This is a genomic window from Streptomyces nogalater (assembly GCF_039532885.1).
GTDB classification, from domain to species: domain Bacteria; phylum Actinomycetota; class Actinomycetes; order Streptomycetales; family Streptomycetaceae; genus Streptomyces; species Streptomyces nogalater.
In genome coordinates this window covers 23,017-42,562 of record NZ_BAAASM010000043.1, presented here as the reverse complement: position 1 = coordinate 42,562, position 19,546 = coordinate 23,017, and the positions used below count along the sequence as shown (strand labels likewise).

The following is a 19,546-nucleotide window of genomic DNA, read 5'->3' as shown; positions in this document are numbered from 1 at the left end:
GCTGGCCGAATGCCGGTCACCGTCCTGCTCGTCGACGACGAACCCCTGGTCCGCGCGGGTCTGCGGGCCGTGCTGGAGGCGCAGCCCGACATCGAGGTGACGGGCGAGGCGGCCGACGGCGCGGCGGTCATCCCGCTGGTACGCCAACTGCGCCCCGACGTGGTCGCGATGGACGTCCGGATGCCGCTGATGGACGGTATCGAGGCCACGCGCGCGGTGCTGCGGACGGTGCCCGATCCGCCGAAGATCCTGGTCGTGACCACCTTCGAGGACGACGAGTTCGTGTACGAGGCGCTGCGCGCGGGTGCCGACGGGTTCCTGCTGAAGCGGGCCCGCCCGGCCGAGATCGTGCACGCGGTGCGGCTGGCAGCGGCAGGCGACTCGCTGCTGTTCCCGGCCTCCGTACGCCGGCTCGCCGCCCGGTACGGCGACGGCGGCCGGCCGGCGCGGGCCACGCTGGAGCGGGCCCGGCTGACCGAGCGGGAGGCGGAGGTGCTGCGGCTGATGGCCCGCGGGCTGTCGAACGCGGAGATCGCCGCCCGCCTGGTGGTGAGCGCCGAGACGGTGAAGTCGCATGTGAGCGCCGTCCTGGCCAAGCTCGGCGCGCGCGACCGCACGCAGGCGGTGATCGCGGCCTACGAGTCGGGGTTCGTGGAGCCGGGCTGAGCGGGCCGCGACCGTGCGCGGAACCCGGCACTCGCCGGGGTGCCCGCGGCCGAGTACGATCCGGCCAACACGCCCGCGAGCTGGGAGGACGGACGGTGGGGCAGCTGACCGGCGGCGATCCCTCGCTGCTGCGAAGGATCAATTCCGCGGTGGTGCTGCACGCGCTGCGCGCGACGGACTGCGCGACGCTCACCGAGGTCACCCGGGTCACCGGACTGTCCCGGCCGACCGTCGAAGGCGTCGTGGAGGGGCTCATCGAGGCCGGTCTCGTGGTGGAGACGGCGGCCGACGAGGGCGGCACACGCCGGCAGGGGCGGCCCGCACGACGGTTCCGGTTCCGGGCCGAGGCGGGTCATCTGCTGGGCCTGGAGATCGGGCCGCACCGGGTCGCCGCGCTGCTGTCCGACCTGGACGGCCGGGTGCTGGGCGCGCAGGCCAAGGAGGTCGGCGCGGGCGCCCCGGCGGACGAGCGGCTCGACCGGCTGCGCGGCGCGGTCGCCGAGCTGCTGCGCCGGGCCGGGGTCGCGCGCGGCTCGCTGCGCGCGGTGGGCGTGGGCACGCCGGGCATCGTGGAGGCGGACGGCACGGTACGGCTGGGCACGGCGCTGCCCGGCTGGACGGGGCTGCGGCTCGGGGAGCGGCTGAGCCGGTCCTTCCGCTGCCCGGTGCTGGTGGAGAACGACGCCAACGCGGCGGTGCTCGCGGAGCACTGGAAGGGGGCGGCGGCCGAGACGGACGACGTGGTGTTCGTGCTGGCCGGGCTGAGCCCCGGGGCCGGTTCGCTGATCGGCGGGCGGCTGCACCGGGGGTACGGCGGCGCTGCCGGGGAGATCGGCGCGCTGCACCTGCTGGGCCGGGAGGCGACACCGGAGGCGCTGCTGTCCACCACCGACGAGCCGCTGCACCCGCTGGACGAGCAGGCGGTCGCCGAGGTGTTCGCGCTGGCCCGCGGCGGCGATCTGCGGGCGCGGGCGGCCGTGGAGCGGTTCATCCAGCGGCTGGTGCACGACGTGGCCGCGCTGGTGCTGGCGCTGGATCCGGAGCTGGTCGTGATCGGCGGCTGGGCGGCCGGCCTGGACGGTGTCCTGGAGCCGCTGCGCCGCGAACTGGCCCGCTACTGCCTGCGTCCGCCCCGGGTGGCGCTGTCGCTGCTGGGCGAGGCGGCGGTGGCCACGGGGGCGCTGCGGCTGGCCCTGGACCATGTGGAGGAGAAACTGTTCACCGTGGACGGCACGGTGGCGCGGCGCTGAGCCCGGCCGTGGGGTGAGTACGGCTCCTGGTACCACCACGGCGACGACCCGGCCGAACGCGACCGTGACGTGCGGGCGGACCGGCGTGCCTTCGCGGCGACGTCCTGGCGGAGCCGAGCCGTGACGTGAGCGCGGGTCGCCGTACGGCCGCGGCGGCGTCCTGGCCGGGCCCAGCCGTGACACGCGCGCGGATCGTGATACGGCCGCGGCGGCGCTCTGGCCGGATTCGGCCGCGGGCCGGCATCCCTTCGGTGCGGTGGCCCGGGGAACGGGGCCGTGCCGCGAGCGTGGGGCCGGCTCGGCTGAACGTGGCCGTGGCGTGGGCGCGCGTCGGTGTACCGCCGGGGTGGTCCCGAGGTCTTCGGTGCGCGGCCCCGCGCCGGGGAACTCCGCGTCCCGCCCGGGGTGCCGGGCGGGACGGGGGTCAGGAGGCCCGCTGCTCCGGGTCGTGGTGTATCTCCACTCCCGCCGAGTCGCCGAAGGTGAGCCGGCAGGTGTCGGCGCGGTAGGTCGCCACCGACAGGACGGCGGTGCGGCCCTGGGCGAAGAAGCGGGTGGTGAGGACGAGGACCGGGGAGCCGGGGAGCCGGTCCAGTGCCCTGGCGTCGTCCGCGCGCGCGGAACCCAGCTCGACCGCGCGGTCCTCCCCCTCCAGCGGCAGGTGCTGAAGCTCCCGCAGCACCGCACGCGCGCGTGCCGCGCCGGCGGGGGCGTCGATCGCGGTCAGGCCGGGCACCGAGGCCGCCGGGATGTAGAGCAGTTCGGTGGCGACCTGCTGGCCGTGGGACATCCGGGAGCGGCGCACGATGTGCACGGCTTCGTCCGCGCCGGTCTCCAGGGCGGCGGCGACCGCGGCGGGCGGCACCGCCTGGGCGCTGTCGACGGGCTGCCAGGCGTCTCCGGCGGCGCCGGGCCAGACGTGCTGCTCCGTGCCGACGGCCACGCCCACGCGCGGGGGCGCGACGGTGGTGCCGACCCCGCGCCGGCGCTGGAGCCGGCCCTCCAGCTCCAGCTGTTCGAGGGCCTGGCGGAGCGTGGCGCGGGCCACCCCGAAACGGGCGGCCAGTTCACGCTCGTTGGGCAGGATCTCGCCGACCGAGAACTCGGAGTCGAGTGCCTCGCTGAGCACGGTCTTGAGATGCCAGTACTTCGGTTCCGGTACCGATTCCAGCTGCGTGGTCCCCACCCTGTCCTCCGCAAGAGCCGTGGTCCGGCGGTTTTTGGCGCCCTTGTTTATTAAAGGTTGTTGCACTTCTCTGCGACCATAGGGCGGCGCACACCCTTGGTCAAGACCAATCCTCGGTCGCCCGGCCCGTATCCGGACGGCCGGCAGCGCAGCGTTCACGAGGCGTTCGCGCGCGTCGGTGTGTGTGACATCGCGGCAAAGCTCCCGTCGTACCGCGAGGGCGCCCGGGGTACGGCGGAGCCCCCGTCGGGACGGCGGGGGCTCGCGGTGGGGCGGCGGGGGCCGCGGTGGGGCGTCGGCTCAGTGGCCGGTGAGGTGCCGGAGCTTGTCCGGGTTGCGGATGATGTAGACGGACGTGATGCGGCCGTCGGCGATGTCCACCTGGAACAGGCTGTCGGGCTTGCCGCCGGTCAGGATCAGCAGGGCGGGGCCGCCGTTGGCCTCCAGGACGCGGTAGGTCCGGTCGGCCGGGGCGGTGCGCGCGGCGCCGACGAGGAAGCGGCCGACCTTGTCGGCGGTGTGCAGGATCCGCACCGGCGCCTTGGCCTTGCCGCCGCTGTCGCCGACCAGCCGGACGTCCGGGGCGAGCAGGGACATCAGCCCCTCCAGGTCGCCTTCGCCGGCGGCGGCGAGGAAACGTTCGGTCAGTTCCCGGCGGCGGGTGGGTTCGACGTCGTAGCGCGGGCGTCGTTCGGCCACGTGCCGGCGGGCCCGTCCGGCGAGCTGCCGTACCGCCGGCTCGGTCCGTTCCAGCAGCGTGGCGATCTCGGCGTACGGGTAGCCGAACGCCTCCCTGAGCACGAACACCGCCCGTTCCAGCGGGGACAGCGACTCCAGGACGACCAGGACGGCGAGGGAGACGGTGTCGGCGAGCACGGCGCGGTCGGCGGAGTCGGGGGCGGTGTCGGCGTACTCGGTCAGGTACGGCTCCGGCAGCCAGGGGCCGACGTAGGCCTCGCCGCGCCGCTGTGCCTGGCGCAGCCGGTCGATGGCCAGCCGGGTGGTGACGCGCACCAGGTAGGCGCGCGGTTCGCGGACCTCCGCGCGGTCGGCGTGGTACCAGCGCAGCCATGCCTCCTGGACGACGTCCTCGGCGTCGGCGACGCGGCCGAGCATGCGGTAGGCGACTCCCATGAGCAGGGGCCGGTGTTCTTCGAAGACATCGGTGGCGGGCTGCGTGGTCACGGGGCCATCCCATCGGACCGGCCTGCCGGTGTCCACCCGGATTCGGGTGGGCGTCCGCGGAGGGCTACCCGCCGGTAGGGGATTGCTGACAAGCTGTCTACGGCGTCCGTCGGCAGCACAGACGAGGAGCACCCCCATGTCCGCCACCGTCTCCTTCCAGGTCCCCGCCCCCCACGGCCCGAGCGAGGTGACCGTGTCCTACGCGCGCGTGGGCCGCGGCGAACCGCTGGTCCTGCTGCACGGCATCGGCCACCACCGGCAGGCCTGGGACCCGGTCGTGGACATCCTGGCCACCGAGCGCGAGGTGATCGCCGTGGACCTGCCGGGGTTCGGCGCGTCCCCGGGGCTGCCGGACGGTCTGGCCTACGACCTGCCCACCACCAACGCCGTGCTCGGCGCCCTGTTCGAGGCGCTGGAACTGGACCGCCCGCACGTCGCCGGAAACTCGCTGGGCGGCCTGCTCGCCCTCGAACTGGGCCGGGAGAAGCTCGTACGGTCCGTCACGGCCCTCTCCCCCGCCGGTTTCTGGTCACAGGCGGAGCGACGGTACGCCTTCGCGGTGCTGCTCGGCATGCGCGGCATCGCCCGGCGGCTGCCGCCGCCGGTGGTGACGGGGCTGTCCCGCACGGCGGCCGGTCGTACGGCGCTGACCAGCACCATCTACGCCCGCCCGGCGCGCCGTTCGCCGGACGCGGTGGTCGCCGAGACGCGCGCGCTCGCGGCGGCCACCGGCTTCACGGCGACCCTGCGGGCGGGTGCCGCTGTCCGGTTCACCGACGGTGTGCCGGGCCTGCCGGTCACCGTGGCCTGGGGCGCCCGGGACCGGCTCCTCGTGCCCCGCCAGGGCATCCGCGCCAAGCGGCTCATCCCGCACGCCCGGCTGGTGCGGCTGCCCGGCTGCGGCCACGTCCCGATGAACGACGACCCGGCGCTGGTGGCACGGGTACTCCTGGACGGCAGCCGCTGACGCGCGTCGCCGGAACGTGCGGGGCTCGACGGCCGGGCGGCGAGTCCGGTCGTCCGCCGCCGCGCGCGATGCCGACGGCCCTCCAGCGACGGGAGTACACCCCGGTCGGCAGCCACTGACGCCCATCGCCCGACCCGGCGAGGACACGGCTGGTCGGGCGGCGAGGCCGGTCGTCCGCCGTCACCCGCAGCGCCGACGGCCCTCCCGGCAACAGGACTTCACCTCCGACCTGCAGCCACTGACATCCATCACCCGACCCGGCGAGGACACGGCGGCCCGGCGGCCAACCCGGTCATCCGCCGCCGCCCGCGATGCCGACGGCCCCTCCAACGACGGAAGGTGCGCCCGCTCGACAGCCACCGACACCCATCACCCGACCCGGCGAGGACACGGCGGCCCGGCGGCCAACCCGGTCATCCGCCGCCGCCCGCGATGCCGACGGCCCCTCCAACGACGGAAATCCACCCCCGCACGGCAGCCACCGACACCCATCACCCGACGCGAGCAGGGGCGCGGCAGCCGGGCGGTGAGACCGGTCGTCCGCTGTCGCGCGCGGTGTCGGCGGCGCCTGCCGGCGACGGGTGTTCATCTCCGGTTCGTGTGTGCGCCGTGCCGCACCAGTAGGTGTGGCTGCGCACACTGGCCGGATCTCGTCCCTGGAGGCGCAGCCATGTCCCACCGCCCGTCCCCGGGCCGCCGCAGCGTTCTGCGCGGCTCGCTCGCCGCGTCGGCGGCCCTGACCCTGCCCGCCGGCCTCGGCGCCGCCCCGGCGTTCGCCCGTTCCGGCCGACCCGAGGCGCGCTGGGGGGTGCAGACCGGTGACGTGACCACCGACTCGGGCCTGGTGTGGGTGCGGGCGGACCGGCCCGCCCGGATGGTCGTGGAGACCTCGCCCACCGAGTCGTTCCGCGCCCCGCGCCGGTGGCACGGTCCGCTGCTGGGCGCCGGCACGGACTTCACCGGCACCACCCGCCTGCACGGCCTGCCGTCCGGCGAGCGGATCCACTACCGCGTGCTGCTCGCCGACCCCGACGACCCGCGCCGCACCGGCGAACCCGTCACCGGCACCTTCCGCACGGTCTCCCGGCGCCGCCGGGACGGCGTGCGCTTCCTGTGGTCGGGCGACCTGGCCGGCCAGGGCTGGGGCATCAACCCCGACCTCGGCGGTTACCGCATCTACGACGCCATGGCCAGGCTGGACCCCGACTTCTTCCTGTGCAGTGGCGACAACATATACGCCGACAATCCGATCCCCTCTGCCCAGGCGCTGCCCGGCGGCGGCACCTGGCGCAACATCACCACCGAGGAGAAGACGAAGGTCGCCGAGACCCTGGCCGAGTACCGGGGCAACTTCCGCTACAACCTGCTCGACGCCAACCTGCGCGCCTTCAACGCCCGGGTGCCCTCGGTCATCCAGTGGGACGACCACGAGGTGCGCAACAACTGGTACCCGGGCGAGGTGATCGCCACGACCGACACCCGGTACACCGAGAAGAGCGTCGACGTCCTCGCGGCACGCGCCCGGCGGGCGTTCAGCGAGTACTTCCCGATCCGCACGCTGCGGCCGGGCGCCAGGGAGGGCCGCGTGTACCGGGTGCTGCGCCAGGGCCCGCTGCTGGACGTGTTCGTGCTGGACATGCGCACCTACCGCAACGCCAACTCGCCGGACGACCAGACCACCGACCCGCAGGGCATCCTCGGCCGGGAGCAGCTGGAGTGGCTCAAGCGGGAGCTGGCGCGCTCGCGCGCGGTGTGGAAGGTGATCGCCGCCGACATGCCGATCGGTCTCGTCGTACCGGACGCGACGGAGGGCCGGCCCCACTTCGAGGCGGTGGCCCAGGGCGACCCCGGCGCGCCGCTCGGACGTGAGCTGCAGATCGCCGAACTGCTGCGGTTCATCAAGCACCGGCGGGTCACCGGCACGGTGTGGCTGACGGCGGACGTGCACCACACCTCGGCCCAGCACTACCAGCCGTCGCGGGCGGCGTTCACCGACTTCGAGCCGTTCTGGGAGTTCGTCTCCGGGCCGCTGAACGCCGGCGCGTTCCCGGCCAGCCCGCTGGACGGCACGTTCGGCCCGGAGCGGGTGTTCGTCAAGGCGCCCACCGCGTCCAACGTATCGCCGGCCGGCGGCTACCAGTTCTTCGGCGAGGTGGACATCGACGGGGACAGCGGGGAGCTGACGGTACGGCTGCGGGAGCAGGACGGCGGCGTGCTGTTCAGCCGGACGCTCCAGCCGGGGCGGGTCGGCCAGTAGGCGGACCGGCCGGCAGAGCGTCCGGTCGGCAAAGGGTCCGGCCCGCAGAGGGACCGGCGGGCGGAAGGACCGGCGGGGCCGGAGCGGGGAGGGCGACCGGTCGGCCGTAGAAAACCCAACAAAAGGGACGGAGCATGCTTTACCCATCGGACACAATCAGTTCGTGATCGCGCAACACCCCTCCTGCACAGTGGCCGCATGACTCCAGAGATGCCTGATGTGACCCGGGCCCGGCACGGACGGCCCGTGCACCACTGGCGGCGGGACGTCGTCGAACTCGCCGCGCTGTTCACCGCGGTGGCCGTCGCGGACGCGGTGGCGAACATGATCGGGCACGGTCCGGACGGACCGGCCCTGCTCGTGATCTCGGCGATCGTGCTGGCCGCGACGGCGGGCTTCCACGTGTGGTGGTCACGCCGCCACGGACACGCGCCGCCCGTGAGCGATACCGGTGCCCGGCCGACCGCCGTGACGCGGCCGGCCGGGCCGTCGGAACAGCCCGGCGCCCCGGCGGCCGGTCTGCCCGGCCCCGGCACGCTGTGGCGGATGCGGACCACGGTGAAGGACGAACCGGGGTCCCTGGCCGCCCTGTGCACAGCGCTCGCCGGGCACCGGGTGGACATCCTCAGCCTCCAGACCCACCCGCTGGCCGACGGCACGGTGGACGAGTTCCTGCTGCGGGCGCCGGGCGCGCTGACGGCAGCCGGCCTCACCCGGGTGGTCGCGCTGGCCGGGGGCACGTCCACGTGGATCGAGCGGGCCGACGCCCACGATCTGGTCGACGTGCCGACCCGGGTACTGGGCCTGGCCGCCCGTACCGCGCTGGACGCCTCCGAACTGCCGTTGGCGCTCAGGCAGTTGCTGGGCCGCTGCACGATCCGCTCGCTGCCCGGCACGCCGGCCGGCGGTGGCCCGGGCCCGCTGCCGGTGCCGGCCGAGGGAGTGCTGGAGGACACCGTGATGCGGCTGCCGGCGCCCGAGGGCGGGGTGCTCACCGTGGAGCGGCCGTATCTGCCGTTCACCCCGACGGAGTTCGCGCGCGCCCGGGCGCTGGTGGAGCTGGACGGCCGGCTCGGACCGCGGATCCCCCGTGGGCACGATGTGCTGACGCTGCCCGAGGGCGACGACATCACGGTGCGCCGGGTCGACACCGGGGACCTGCCCGCGGCCCGGGCGATGCACGAGCGGTGCTCGGCGCGGACGCTGGGGCTGCGCTACCACGGCCCGGTCGGCGACGCGGACCGCTATCTGCACCACCTGCTCAGCCCCCGCTTCGGCCGCACCCTGGCCGCGCAGACCACTTCCGGCCGGATCGTCGGCCTCGGGCATCTGCTGTGGGACGGCGACGAGACGGAGGTCGCGCTGCTGGTCGAGGACGAGTGGCAGCGGCGGGGCGTCGGCGGTGAGCTGCTCGGCCGGCTGGTCGGGATGGCGGCGGAGGCCGGATGCGCGAGCGTGTACGCCGTGACCAAGGCGTCCAACACCGGCATGATCGCCGCGATGCGCGCCCTCGGCCTGCCCCTGGACTACCAGATCGAAGAGGGCACCCTGGTCATCACGGCCCGCCTGGACACCTCTGAGCAGTCCTCGCCGTCCCCGCTCGACCCCACCGCCCGCCACCACCTCGCCAACCGGTCTCCCCGGGACTGACAGCCACCGGACCGCCGAGAGGCCGGCCCCACGCGCCCATCCGGGCGGGGGCCGGCCTCTCGGCGTCGAAGCCGGGCCGCCGCCGGCGCCCGGCCACGCCCTGAGCTGAATCCCGACGTACGCGGGTGACGCGGAGATCCCCGTCGTACGAGGATGGGCCGCATGTCCGAGACCCAGAACCCGCTGCCCCGTCAGGTCGCCGACGCCTATGTGGACGACCTCATCGCCCTCGACCCGATCACCGGCACCTATCTCGGTGTGCGGGAGAGCTCCAGCAGACTGCCCGACTACTCGCCCGCGGGCCTGGACGCGCCTGCTCGGCTGGCCCGGGACACGCTCGCGAGGCTGGACGAAGCGGAGCGGCGGCCCGGCGCCGACAGTGACGTGGAGCGGCGCTGCGGGCGGCTGCTGCGGGAGCGGCTGACCGCCCAGCTCGCGATGCACGAGGCGGGTGAACACCTGCGTGAGGTCGGCAACATGCACACGCCGGGCCACGCGGTCCGGGAGATCTTCACGGTCACCCCGGCGGAGACGGAGGAGGACTGGGCGGCGATCGCCGAGCGGCTGCGCGCGGTGCCGGACGCCTTCGCGGGCTACCGTGCCTCGCTCCGGGCCGGCCTGGACCGGAAGCTGTTCGCGGCGCCGCGGCCGACCGCCACGTTCATCGGCCAGCTGACCGAGTGGGCGGACACCGGCGAGGGGCGCGGCTGGTTCGAGGACTTCGCCGCCGCGGGCCCCGAGGCCCTGCGCGCGGAGCTGGACAAGGCGGCACGGGCGGCGACCGGTGCCGTGGTGGAGCTGCGGGACTGGCTGCGCGAGGTGTACGCGCCGGCGATCGAGGGTGCCCCGAACGTGGTCGGCCGGGAGCGGTACGCGCGCTGGGCCCGCTATTTCAACGGCACCGACCTGGACCTGGACGAGGCGTACGCCTACGGCTGGGCGGAGTTCCACCGGATCCTCGGCGAGATGCGCGAGGAGGCGGAGAAGATCCTGCCCGGCGCCGCGACGCCGTGGGTGGCGCTCGGGCACCTGGACGAGCACGGGAGGCACATCGAGGGCGTCGACGAGGTCCGCGACTGGCTCCAGGGCCTGATGGACCGGGCGATCGAGGACCTGGACGGCACGCACTTCGAACTGGCCGAGCGGGTGCGCCGGGTGGAGTCGCGCATCGCACCGCCCGGCGGCGCGGCGGCCCCCTACTACACGGGCCCGTCGGAGGACTTCTCCCGGCCCGGCCGCACCTGGCTGCCCACGATGGGCCTGACCCGCTTCCCGGTCTACGACCTGGTCTCGACCTGGTACCACGAGGGCGTGCCCGGCCACCATCTGCAGCTCGCGCAGTGGACGCACGTCGCGGACAGCCTCTCCCGCTACCAGGCGACGGTCGGCATCGTCAGCGCCAACGCCGAGGGCTGGGCGCTGTACGCGGAGCGGCTGATGGACGAACTGGGCTATCTCGGTGACCCGGAGGAGCGCCTCGGCTATCTGGACGCGCAGATGATGCGCGCGATCCGGGTGATCATCGACATCGGTATGCACCTGGAGCTGGAGATCCCGGCCGACTCCCCGTTCCACCCGGGCGAGCGCTGGACCCCCGAGCTGGCGCAGGAGTTCTTCGGGGCGCACAGCAGCCGCCCGGCGGACTTCGTGGAGAGCGAGCTGACCCGGTATCTGACCATGCCGGGCCAGGCGATCGGCTACAAGCTGGGCGAGCGGGCGTGGCTGCTGGGCCGTGAGCGGGCGAGCGCGCGGCACGGCGCCGCGTTCGACCTGAAGGCCTGGCACATGGCCGCGCTGTCCCAGGGCTCGCTGGGCCTGGACGACCTCCTGGACGAGCTGTCCCGGCTGTGACCGCCCCGGCCGTCCGGCCGTAACCACCCGGCCCGGGCGTCCGCGTCAGCGGCGGAAGCCGCCTTCGGAGTTGACGACCTCGCCGGTGATCCAGCCCGCCTCGTCGGTGGCCAGCCAGGCGATGAGGCGGGCGGGGTCGTCGGGCGCGCCCCAGCGGCCGGCGGGGAACCGCGCGGCCACCGCCGTGTGCAGCTCGCCGGTGGCGTAACCGGTGTCCACCGGCCCGGGGTTGACGGCGTTCACCGTGATCCCCCGGTCGGCGAGGGCGGTGGACAGCGAGCGGGTGACGGAGGCGAGGGCGCCCTTCTGCAGGGCGTAGGCGATCTCGCCCGGCATGCCGCCGCCGAGGTCCTGGCCGGAGGTCATCAGCACCACGCGCCCACCGGGGGCGTCCTCGGGCAGGGCGGCGCGCGAGCGGGCGTACGCCTGGACGAGCAGCAGCACCGAGCGGGTGTCCACGGCCCAGTGGGCGTCCAGCATCGCGGCGTCGATGTCGTCCAGGGTGCCGTCGGAGCCGCTGAGGGCGTGGTTGGCGACCAGGATGTCCAGGCGGCCGAACTCCTCGGTCACGGTCCGCACCAGCCGGGCCGGTTCCGCCGGGTCGGCCAGGTCACCGGGGCCGGAGGCGACCCGCGCCCCGGGATCGGCGAGCGCCTCGCGTACGGAGTCGGCGACGGCGTCGGGGCTGTCGGCGCCCCAGGGCATGGCGGCGTCGTGCGGCACATGGTGGTGCAGGTACACGCTGGCGCCGTAGGCCGCCAGCCGTCGGGCCACGGCGTGCCCGATCCCGGCCCGCCGGGAGGCCCCGGTGACGAGCGCGGTCCGGCCGCGCAGGGGCAGGGGGTCACGGCGCAGTGCGGCAGGAGTGATCACGGCCGCCCACCTTAGGCAGAACCCGCCCGCCGCGCGAGCAATTCCGACCCGACCGGACGACCCACTCCCCGTGACCGGGCCGGGCGACCGCTCCGGGTGACCCGGCCCGACGCCCCACTCCCCGTGGCTGGGCCGGACGACCGCTCCGGGTGACCCGACCGGACGACCCACTCCCCGTGACCGGGCCGGGCGACCGCTCCGGGTGACCCGGCCCGACGCCCCACTCCCCGTGGCTGGGCCGGACGACCGCTCCGGGTGACCCGGCCAGACGACCCGCTCCCCGTGGCTGGGCCAGACGACCCGCCCCTGGTGGCCCGGCCAGACGACCCACCCCCCGTGACTCGGCCGGACGGCCGCTCGGTGACCCGGCCGGACGACCCACTCCCGTGACTGAGTCGGCGGCCGCTCCTGGTGACTCCGCCGGGCGACCGCCACCGGTGACTCGACCAGACGCCCCCCTCCCGGTGACTCGACCGGACGCCCCCCTCCCCTGACTGGGCCGGTCGGCCGCTCCCGGGGACTCCGCCAGACGACCCACTCCCCGTGACTCCGCCGGACGGCCATCCCCGGTGACCCGACCGGACGCTCCCCTCCCCTGGCTGGGCCGGTCGGCCGCTCCCGGTGACTCCACCAGACGACCCACCCCCGTGACTCCGCCGGACGGCCATCCCCGGTGACCCGACCGGACGCTCCCCTCCCCTGGCTGGGCCGGTCGGCCGCTCCCGGCGGCTCGGCTGGACGGCCCTCTCCCGGTGACTGGGCCGGACGAACGCTCCGGGTGACTCCACCAGACGACCCACCCCCCGTGGCTGGGCCAGACGACCCGCCCCTGGTGACCCGGCCGGACGACCCACTCCCGTGACTGAGTCGGCGGCCGCTCCCGGGGACTCCGCCAGACGACCCGCTCCCCGTGACTCCGCCGGACGGTCATCCCCGGTGACCCGACCGGACGCCCCCCTCCCTGGCTGGGCCGGTCGGCCGCTCCCGGTGGCTCGGCCGGACGGTCCTCTCCCGGTGGCGCGGTCGGCGCGGAGGTGGCCCGCTGGTGCCCCGAGGCCGACAGGGAAGGGCGGGCCGGGCATGCGGAAGAACACGTCGGGTCACCGCGCGCCGCGGGTCTGGCCGGGATCGTCTTCGCGCTGTTGCCGGCGGCGGTGACGGTCCGGGCCCGGGGCGCCGGGTAGGCCGCCGGACGCTCACTCGATCGGCGTGCCCGGCGCGCGGGTCCGCCGCCCGCGCTCGCATGCTGGCGGGCGGGGGCGACCGCCGTCCGGGCCCGTCCGCGCGAGCCGTGTGGCGGGCCCCGGACCTCACCATGGGAAAGAGCGGAGCGTCGATGAGGCTTGTCGTCGATCTCAACAAGTGCCAGGGGTACGCCCAGTGCGCGTTCCTCGCGCCCGATGTCTTCGCCATGCACGGCGAGGAGTCGCTGCTGTACGACCCGCGCCCGGACGAGGAGCAGCGGGAGCGGGTGGCGCGGGCCGTGGCCGCGTGCCCGGTGCGGGCGATCACCGCCGGCGGTCCGGGCCGCGCGGGCGAGCCCCGGGGAGCGTCCGATGTCCGCTGACCCCATGGAACGGCTCAGGCGCGAGGGGCGGATCGTGATCGTGGGCGCCTCGCTGGCGGGCCTGCGTGCGGCCGAGACGCTGCGCGCGGAGGGCTTCGCCGGCGACCTGACCCTGATCGGGGACGAGCCGTACGAGCCGTACGACCGGCCCCCGCTGTCGAAGTCCGCGCTGCTGGGCAGGGCGTCCCCGCTGCGCACGGAGCTGCCGCGCCGCTGGGAGACGGACGCGAAGTGGCGGCTGGGTGTCGCGGCGACCGGTCTGGATCTGGCGGCCAAGCGGGTCCGGCTGGCCGACGGCGACGAGGTGGAGTACGACCGGCTGCTCATCGCGACCGGGGTGCGCGCCCGGCCGTGGTTCAAGGAGGAGGAGGCCCGGCTGGACGGGGTGTGCGTGCTGCGCACCCGACAGGACGCGGCAGACCTCGCCCGGCGGCTGAGGGCCGGGCCGCGGCGGGTGTTCGTCATCGGCGCCGGGTTCGCCGGTTCGGAGGTCGCCTCGGCCTGCCGGGAGCTGGGCCTGCCGGTCACCATGGCCGAGCGGGCGGGGGCGCCACTGGTGGGCGCGCTCGGCGGAGTGGTCGGCGCGGTCGCGGCGGACCTCGCCACGGAGCACGGCGTGGACCTGCGCACCCATGTCACGGTGACCGCCCTGGAGGGGGACACGGCCGGCAGGGTGCGGGCCGTCCATCTGTCCGACGAGAGCGTGGTCGAGGCCGATGTGGTCGTGGTGTCGCTGGGGTCGCTGCGCAACACCGAGTGGCTGACCGGGTCGGGGCTGGGCGCCGGGCCGCGGGGCGTCGCCTGTGACGCGGGCTGCCGGGCCTTCGACTTCCGGGGCATCGTCACGGACGACGTCTTCGTGGCGGGCGATGTGGCGCGCTCCCCGCACGCCCTGTTCGGCTACCAGTTCCTGTCGCTGGAGCACTGGGGCAACGCCGTCGCGCAGGCGGAGACGGCCGCGCACAACATGATCTGCGACGGCGCCGACCGGCGCCCGCACCTGTGGATGCCGGCCTTCTGGTCGTCGATGTTCGGGGTCAACATCAAGTCGGTCGGCGTGCCGCCCATGGGCGATCATCTGATGATCACGCAGGGCTCGCTCGCCGAACGCCGGTTCGTCGGGGTCTACGGCCATCAGGGCCGGATCGTGGCCGCCGTGACCTTCGACAACGCGCGCTGGCTGGAGTTCTACCAGCGGCAGATCGAGCGGGGCGCGCCGTTCCCGGTGGAGTTCCCGACGATGGACCGCCGTCCGGAGGGCAGGCAGCCGGTGCCGGCCGGTTTCCCGGATCCGTCGCTGCCGACCCACGGCCCGATGGTGACCCTCAGCGGTTACTCGCCGGCCGACCAGCAGCTGGTCTTCCACCCCGCCCGGCACTGATCCGCCGACCCGACGCCTCAAGGAACCGCTATGCCGCCTGCCTCGCTGGCCCGCCAGATCACCGATTTCAAGAACCGTGCCAACCCCTATCCGCTGTACGCGGAGCTGCGCCGCACACCGGTGCTCCAGGAGGAGGACGGCCCTTACCTCATCAGCTCGTACTACGACATCGAGGCGTTGCTGCACGATCCGCGGATCAGCTCCGACGCCAGGAACCTGGCCGCCGCCGGGGCGGAGGGTCCGGGCGAGCCGGAGGAGACGGGCGGGCTGCCGCCGTCGTTCCTGCGGCTGGACCCGCCCGAGCACGACCGGCTGCGCCGCATCGCCAACACCGGGTTCGGCCCGCCGCACCGGCCGCGGCGGATCGAGGGCATGCGCGGCGTGATGCGGGAGATCGTCACGGAGCTGATCGACGGTTTCGGCAACGCCCGCCGGGTCGACCTGGTCGACCAGTTCGCCTACCCCTTCCCGGTGACGGTGATCTGCCGGCTGCTCGGGGTGCCCCGGGAGGACGAGCCGACCTTCCGGACCTGGGTGGACCCGCTGGTGGCCAGCCTGGAGCCGGAGAAACAGCCGGGCGGCGCGGCGGCGGAGGAGTATCAGAAGACCGCGCGGGAGGCGCGGATGCGGCTCGGCATGTATCTGTCCGGGCTGGTCGAGGAGCGGGTCAAGGAGCCCCGCGACGATCTGTTGTCCGACCTGGTCAACAGCCGGGGCCCGGACGGCTCGATGACGATGATGGAGGTGCTCAGCACCTCGGTGCTGCTGCTGATCGCCGGGCACGAGACGACGGTCAACCTGATCACCAACGGCATGCTGACCCTGCTGCGCCATCCGGAGGTCCTCGGACGGCTGCGCCGGGACCCGGGGCTGTCGGTGGACATCGTGGAGGAACTGCTGCGCTACGAACCGCCGGTGCAGCTCGTGCCGCAGCGCACCTGCATCACCGACATCGAGGTGCGCGGGGTCACCATCCCGAAGGGTTCACGGATCTGGCTGATGCTGGCCGCGGGCAACCGGGACCCGGAGCGGTTCGAGGACCCCGACCGGTTCGACCCGGACCGCGGGGACATCCAGCATCTCGGTTTCGGCAGCGGCATCCACAGTTGTTTCGGCGCCCCGCTGGCCCGTCTGGAGACGCAGATCGCGCTGTCCGAGCTGGCCCGGCGGCTGGACGATCCCCGTCTGGTGGAGGATCCGCCGCCGTACCGGGAGAACGCCGTGCTGCGCGGGCCCCGGCATCTGGACGTCGCCTTCGACGGGCTGCGCTGAGCGCCGGGGCCGGGCGTGTTCAGCAGCCGCAGTCGCCGTCGACGGGCGCGGTCAGCGGGTCGGCGTCCCGGCGGGCCGGGCCCTGCCAGGTCTCGTAGGCGAAGCCCTCGCGCGCCCAGTACTCGAAGCCGCCGAGCATCTCCTTGACGCGGTAGCCGAGTTCGGCGAGGGCGAGCGCGGCGCGGGTGGCGCCGTTGCAGCCGGGCCCCCAGCAGTACGTGATCACGGGCACGGACGGGTCGAGGAGCCGTTCGGCCTGCTCGGGGATGAGCGCGGTCGGCAGGTGGACGGCGCCGGGGATGTGGCCCTGGTCCCAGGAGGCGGTGGAGCGGGTGTCCACGACGACGAAGCCGGGGTCGCCGTCGGCCGCGAGCGCGCCGGCCACGTCGGAGACGTCGGCGTGGAAGGCGAGGCTCGCCCGGAAGTAGGCGGCGGCCTCGGCCGGGGCGGCGGGGGCGACCCGCAGGACAGGGTTCTCGGAAGCGGCGTTGATCATGACGGGAAATCTACGGTCCGCAGGCCGTCGCCCTGAAGGTCCGATCCACGGGCTTGCCCTTGTCCCGCCGGGGTTTTCCCTGCTATCCATCCGGGATGACCGTGTATTCCCCGGACGCCACCGACTGGCGCATCCTCGAAGTCCTCCAGCGCGACGGACGCTCCAGCTACGCCGAGCTGGCGCGCGCCGTGTCCATGTCGCCGAGCGCCGTCACCGAGCGGGTCCGACGGCTGGAGGAGGCGGGCGTGATCCAGGGGTACGCGGCGGTGGTCGACCCCGAGCGGCTGGGCCTGCCGGTCCTGGCGTTCGTGCGTCTGCGCTATCCGAACGGCAATTACAAGCCCTTTCACGACCTGGTCGCGGCGACTCCCGAGATCCTGGAGGCGCACCACGTCACGGGCGACGACTGCTTCGTCATCAAGGTCGCCGCACGGTCGATGTCCCACCTGGAGGAGGTCTCCGGGAGGATCGGCGCGCTGGGCTCGGTGACCACCAGCGTGGTGTACTCCTCGCCCTTGCCGCGCCGTCCCCTGGGCCGCTAGGTGGGGACGGAGGAGATAGCGGCGCGGCAGGTCGGGGACGCGTGGCGGCGGATCGAGGCATGGCTGGGCGAGCACGCGCCCGTCTCCCGCGCGGCTGTCGGGCCGGGCGCGGGCGCGGAGGAGATCGCGGCCGTGGAGGCGGCGCTGGGGTTCGCCGTTCCGGTGGAGCTGCGGACGCTGTGGGGGCTCGTCTCGGGCGGCGACGTCGGCGGCAGCGGGTTCTGGCTCGGCAATCGCTCTCTGATGCGTCTGGACGACGTCGTGGAGGTGTACCGGGGCAAGATGCGGCTCCAGGCGGAGAAGGAGCGGAGGTATCCGGCGCCCGGAGATCCGGGTGAGGACGGCATCGTCGTGTGGCGGCGGCCGTGGATCCCCGTCTTCTCCTGCGGCGAGCACGACACCGTCCTGGGCACGTATCTCGACAGCGGGTCGGGGCTGATGTGGCACTGGTCGAAGTACGAGTACCTCCTGCCGGACGGCACCGAGCCGCAGCACTCCGTGGTGACCTTCCTCGAAGAGATCGCGGACAGCCTGGAGAACCCGGCGCTCGCCACCGAGGGGACGCCGGGCCTGTTGGACGGCCGGCTCGTGTGGCTGGACGGTTCCCTGGACGAGGCTGCCCGTCGGGTCGTATCCGAACCGTAGTCTTGGGCGGCATCGACCGACTTCGGAGGGCGCGTTGAGGGACCTGGCCTACGTCACACCGGACATCCGGGACCGGCTGGTCGTCCGGTTCGGACCCGGGGTGCTCTCCTGGTGTGAGGCGTTGCCCGGTCTCGTGGGCGAACTGGCCGCCCGCTGGAATCTGGAGGTCCTGGCGGCGGGCGGGGGTGGCACTTCACGGGTGTTCCGCTGCTCGGAGCGCGAGACGGGTGCCCCGGTATGGCTGAAACTCACGCCGGAGCACACGATCGCCGGCGAGGAGGCCGAGGCCTTGCGGGCCTGGGCGGGAACGCCGTCGGTTGTCACTCTGCTGGCACAGGACCTCACCGTCGGGGCCCTGCTGCTCAAGGACGTGCGGCCCGGCGTCCCCCTGAGGAAGCTCCCCTGGGAGTTGCCGGACGCCGCCGCCCTGCTGAGGGAGCTGCGGTCCACTGCGCACACTCCGGGAGAGCACTCGGTGCTGAAGCCCCTGTCGCAGCGGGTCGACTTCCTGTTCGACTTGGCGGACGGCATGCTGACGGCGGCGAACAGGAAGGACCTCTTCGCTCCGGCGGCCCTGGCGCGGGCCCGGCAGGCGGCGCTCGAACTCGCCGCCAGTGGGCCCACGCGTCTCGTGCACGGTGATCTGCACCCGGCCAACGTGCTGTCGGGTCCGAACGCCCGCATGGTGGCGATCGATCCCCGGCCCGCGTGGGGCGACCCGGACTTCGACGCCGTGGACTGGGTGCTCGACGGCGTCCTGGATCGCGGCGTACTGGAGGAGAGGGCCGGGGAACTGGCGGGCATGGTGCCCGGCCAGTCCCCCGATCGCGTGCTGGCCTGGTGCCGAGCCCTGTCGCCCCTCGTCGCGATACCCCGCGTGTGCATGCGGCGGGAGGACGCGGAAACCGGGTTCCTCATCACCCTCGCCGACGACTGACCCGCCCTGGGGCACTACTTCCCCGGTGTGTACAGGTCGGCCGCTCTTTCCGGTACGCCGGGCCACCGTCCATGCCTGCCGACGGGCACCAAGGTGCACCGCAAGAACATGAGCACCCGGGGGGCGGTTGCTCAGACGCCCCGTTGCCGCAGCGAGGAGCCCGACCGGCCCTTGACGACCTCCAGTCGGGCGTGGATCCGCCGCCGCAGGTCGGCGACGTGGCTGACGATGCCCACGCTGCGGTCGCGTTCGCGCAGGCCGTCCAGCACGTCCAGCACCTCGTCCAGGGTCTGGTCGTCCAGGCTGCCGAATCCCTCGTCGATGAAGAGGGTGTCCAGGCGGACGCCGCCGGTCTCCTCGGTGACGACGTCGGCGAGGCCGAGGGCGAGCGCCAGGGAGGCGAAGAAGGTCTCGCCGCCGGACAGGGTCGCGGTGTCCCGTTCCCGTCCGGTCCAGGCGTCGACCACGTGCAGGCCGAGCCCGCTGCGTCCGCGCCCGGTGCGGTCGTCGGAGTGGACGAGGGTGTAGCGGCCGGACGACATGCGCTGGAGGCGGGCGGTCGCGGCTGCGGCGACCTGTTCCAGCCGGGCCGCCAGGACGTACGACTCCAGGCGCATCCTGCGTTCGTTGTCGGCGGAGGTGCCCGCGGTGAGGGCGGCCAGCCGGGCCACCCGGTCGTGCTCCGCGCGCAGCGGGCCGAGCCGGCGTACCGCCTCGGCGGCGCGCGCGGAGAGCCGGTCCAGCTCCGCGCGGCAGCGGGCGGCGGCGTCGCGCGCGGAGCCGGCCTCGCGCAGCCTCCGTTCCGCGGCGGCCGCCGCCCG

General features: G+C 74.4%; 17 protein-coding genes. 12 read left to right on the top strand and 5 right to left on the bottom strand.

Features of this window, described 5'->3' with window-relative positions; genetic code table 11:
• The first annotated feature begins 9 nt into the window (after positions 1-9).
• Both ABD350_RS27175 and ABD350_RS27170 read left to right on the top strand, forming a co-directional pair.
• Complete coding sequence (locus ABD350_RS27175) at positions 10-666, top strand: response regulator (protein WP_344351080.1); 657 nt, start codon at positions 10-12, stop codon at positions 664-666.
• 95 nt (positions 667-761) lie between these two features.
• Positions 762-1,916: an ROK family transcriptional regulator gene (locus ABD350_RS27170; protein ID WP_344351078.1), complete on the top strand. Its 1,155-nt coding sequence runs from the start codon at positions 762-764 to the stop codon at positions 1,914-1,916.
• 424 nt (positions 1,917-2,340) lie between these two features.
• On the opposite strand, the gene ABD350_RS27165 is transcribed toward ABD350_RS27170, so the two are convergent.
• Positions 2,341-3,102, bottom strand: a complete 762-nt coding sequence (locus tag ABD350_RS27165; protein ID WP_344351076.1) for a GntR family transcriptional regulator — start codon at positions 3,100-3,102, stop codon at positions 2,341-2,343.
• Between the two features lie 300 nt (positions 3,103-3,402).
• Positions 3,403-4,287 carry an RNA polymerase sigma-70 factor gene (locus ABD350_RS27160; protein ID WP_344351074.1) on the bottom strand — a complete coding sequence of 295 codons (885 nt, stop codon included), beginning with the start codon at positions 4,285-4,287 and terminating at the stop codon, positions 3,403-3,405.
• Between the two features lie 136 nt (positions 4,288-4,423).
• Here ABD350_RS27160 and ABD350_RS27155 point away from each other — a divergent pair, with 136 nt between their 5' ends.
• From ABD350_RS27155 to ABD350_RS27140, 4 genes are all read left to right on the top strand, one after another.
• Positions 4,424-5,254, top strand: a complete 831-nt coding sequence (locus tag ABD350_RS27155) for an alpha/beta fold hydrolase (RefSeq protein WP_344351072.1) — start codon at positions 4,424-4,426, stop codon at positions 5,252-5,254.
• A 670-nt stretch (positions 5,255-5,924) separates the two neighbouring features.
• Positions 5,925-7,511, top strand: coding sequence for an alkaline phosphatase D family protein (locus tag ABD350_RS27150; RefSeq protein WP_344351070.1), 1,587 nt, complete (start codon positions 5,925-5,927; stop codon positions 7,509-7,511).
• Positions 7,512-7,709: 198 nt separating this feature from the next.
• Positions 7,710-9,161, top strand: coding sequence for a GNAT family N-acetyltransferase (locus tag ABD350_RS27145; protein WP_344351068.1), 1,452 nt, complete (start codon positions 7,710-7,712; stop codon positions 9,159-9,161).
• 162 nt (positions 9,162-9,323) lie between these two features.
• Positions 9,324-11,012 carry a DUF885 domain-containing protein gene (locus ABD350_RS27140; RefSeq protein ID WP_344351066.1) on the top strand — a complete coding sequence of 563 codons (1,689 nt, stop codon included), beginning with the start codon at positions 9,324-9,326 and terminating at the stop codon, positions 11,010-11,012.
• A gap of 45 nt (positions 11,013-11,057) precedes the next feature.
• On the opposite strand, the gene ABD350_RS27135 is transcribed toward ABD350_RS27140, so the two are convergent.
• Positions 11,058-11,885, bottom strand: a complete 828-nt coding sequence (locus ABD350_RS27135) for an SDR family oxidoreductase (RefSeq protein ID WP_344351064.1) — start codon at positions 11,883-11,885, stop codon at positions 11,058-11,060.
• Between the two features lie 1,336 nt (positions 11,886-13,221).
• On the opposite strand from ABD350_RS27135, the gene ABD350_RS27130 reads away from it, so the two are divergent.
• Genes ABD350_RS27130 through ABD350_RS27120 form a run of 3 tightly spaced genes read left to right on the top strand, consistent with a single transcriptional unit; the run spans position 13,222 to position 16,105 of the window.
• Positions 13,222-13,452 (top strand): ferredoxin, encoded by a 231-nt coding sequence (locus ABD350_RS27130; protein WP_344351062.1) that lies wholly within the window; start codon positions 13,222-13,224, stop codon positions 13,450-13,452.
• Positions 13,442-14,833: an NAD(P)/FAD-dependent oxidoreductase gene (locus tag ABD350_RS27125; RefSeq protein WP_344351061.1), complete on the top strand. Its 1,392-nt coding sequence runs from the start codon at positions 13,442-13,444 to the stop codon at positions 14,831-14,833. Before ABD350_RS27130 ends, ABD350_RS27125 begins: the two co-directional genes overlap by 11 nt.
• A 30-nt stretch (positions 14,834-14,863) precedes the next feature.
• Entirely contained in the window at positions 14,864-16,105 is a 1,242-nt protein-coding gene (locus ABD350_RS27120; RefSeq protein ID WP_344351059.1) for a cytochrome P450, read from the top strand.
• A 19-nt stretch (positions 16,106-16,124) separates the two neighbouring features.
• On the opposite strand, the gene ABD350_RS27115 is transcribed toward ABD350_RS27120, so the two are convergent.
• The gene (locus ABD350_RS27115) at positions 16,125-16,601 is read right to left on the bottom strand and encodes a rhodanese-like domain-containing protein (protein ID WP_344351057.1); all 477 of its coding nucleotides are present in this window, start codon (positions 16,599-16,601) and stop codon (positions 16,125-16,127) included.
• A gap of 95 nt (positions 16,602-16,696) precedes the next feature.
• Between ABD350_RS27115 and ABD350_RS27110 the strand changes: the two genes are divergently transcribed.
• From ABD350_RS27110 to ABD350_RS27100, 3 genes are read left to right on the top strand one after another with little or no spacing between them, the layout of a single operon-like run.
• A complete protein-coding gene (locus ABD350_RS27110; RefSeq protein ID WP_344351055.1) occupies positions 16,697-17,143 on the top strand; it encodes an Lrp/AsnC family transcriptional regulator in 447 nt (148 codons plus the stop codon).
• Positions 17,144-17,788 carry an SMI1/KNR4 family protein gene (locus ABD350_RS27105; RefSeq protein ID WP_344351054.1) on the top strand — a complete coding sequence of 215 codons (645 nt, stop codon included), beginning with the start codon at positions 17,144-17,146 and terminating at the stop codon, positions 17,786-17,788.
• A gap of 34 nt (positions 17,789-17,822) precedes the next feature.
• Positions 17,823-18,725: an aminoglycoside phosphotransferase family protein gene (locus ABD350_RS27100; protein ID WP_344351052.1), complete on the top strand. Its 903-nt coding sequence runs from the start codon at positions 17,823-17,825 to the stop codon at positions 18,723-18,725.
• Positions 18,726-18,856: 131 nt separating this feature from the next.
• Here ABD350_RS27100 and ABD350_RS27095 read toward each other — a convergent pair.
• A partial coding sequence (locus ABD350_RS27095; RefSeq protein ID WP_344351050.1) for an SbcC/MukB-like Walker B domain-containing protein occupies positions 18,857-19,546 on the bottom strand: 690 nt, incomplete at its 5' end.

Excerpts from the sequence above, each read along its gene's own strand:
- ABD350_RS27175 (WP_344351080.1), top strand. The coding sequence starts at position 10 with ATGCCGGTCACCGTCCTGCTCGTCGACGACGAACCCCTGGTCCGCGCG.
- ABD350_RS27155 (WP_344351072.1), top strand. The coding sequence starts at position 4,424 with ATGTCCGCCACCGTCTCCTTCCAGGTCCCCGCCCCCCACGGCCCGAGC.
- ABD350_RS27150 (WP_344351070.1), top strand. The coding sequence starts at position 5,925 with ATGTCCCACCGCCCGTCCCCGGGCCGCCGCAGCGTTCTGCGCGGCTCG.
- ABD350_RS27145 (WP_344351068.1), top strand. The coding sequence starts at position 7,710 with ATGACTCCAGAGATGCCTGATGTGACCCGGGCCCGGCACGGACGGCCC.
- ABD350_RS27140 (WP_344351066.1), top strand. The coding sequence starts at position 9,324 with ATGTCCGAGACCCAGAACCCGCTGCCCCGTCAGGTCGCCGACGCCTAT.
- ABD350_RS27130 (WP_344351062.1), top strand. The coding sequence starts at position 13,222 with ATGAGGCTTGTCGTCGATCTCAACAAGTGCCAGGGGTACGCCCAGTGC.
- ABD350_RS27125 (WP_344351061.1), top strand. The coding sequence starts at position 13,442 with ATGTCCGCTGACCCCATGGAACGGCTCAGGCGCGAGGGGCGGATCGTG.
- ABD350_RS27120 (WP_344351059.1), top strand. The coding sequence starts at position 14,864 with ATGCCGCCTGCCTCGCTGGCCCGCCAGATCACCGATTTCAAGAACCGT.
- ABD350_RS27115 (WP_344351057.1), bottom strand. The coding sequence starts at position 16,601 with ATGATCAACGCCGCTTCCGAGAACCCTGTCCTGCGGGTCGCCCCCGCC.
- ABD350_RS27110 (WP_344351055.1), top strand. The coding sequence starts at position 16,697 with ATGACCGTGTATTCCCCGGACGCCACCGACTGGCGCATCCTCGAAGTC.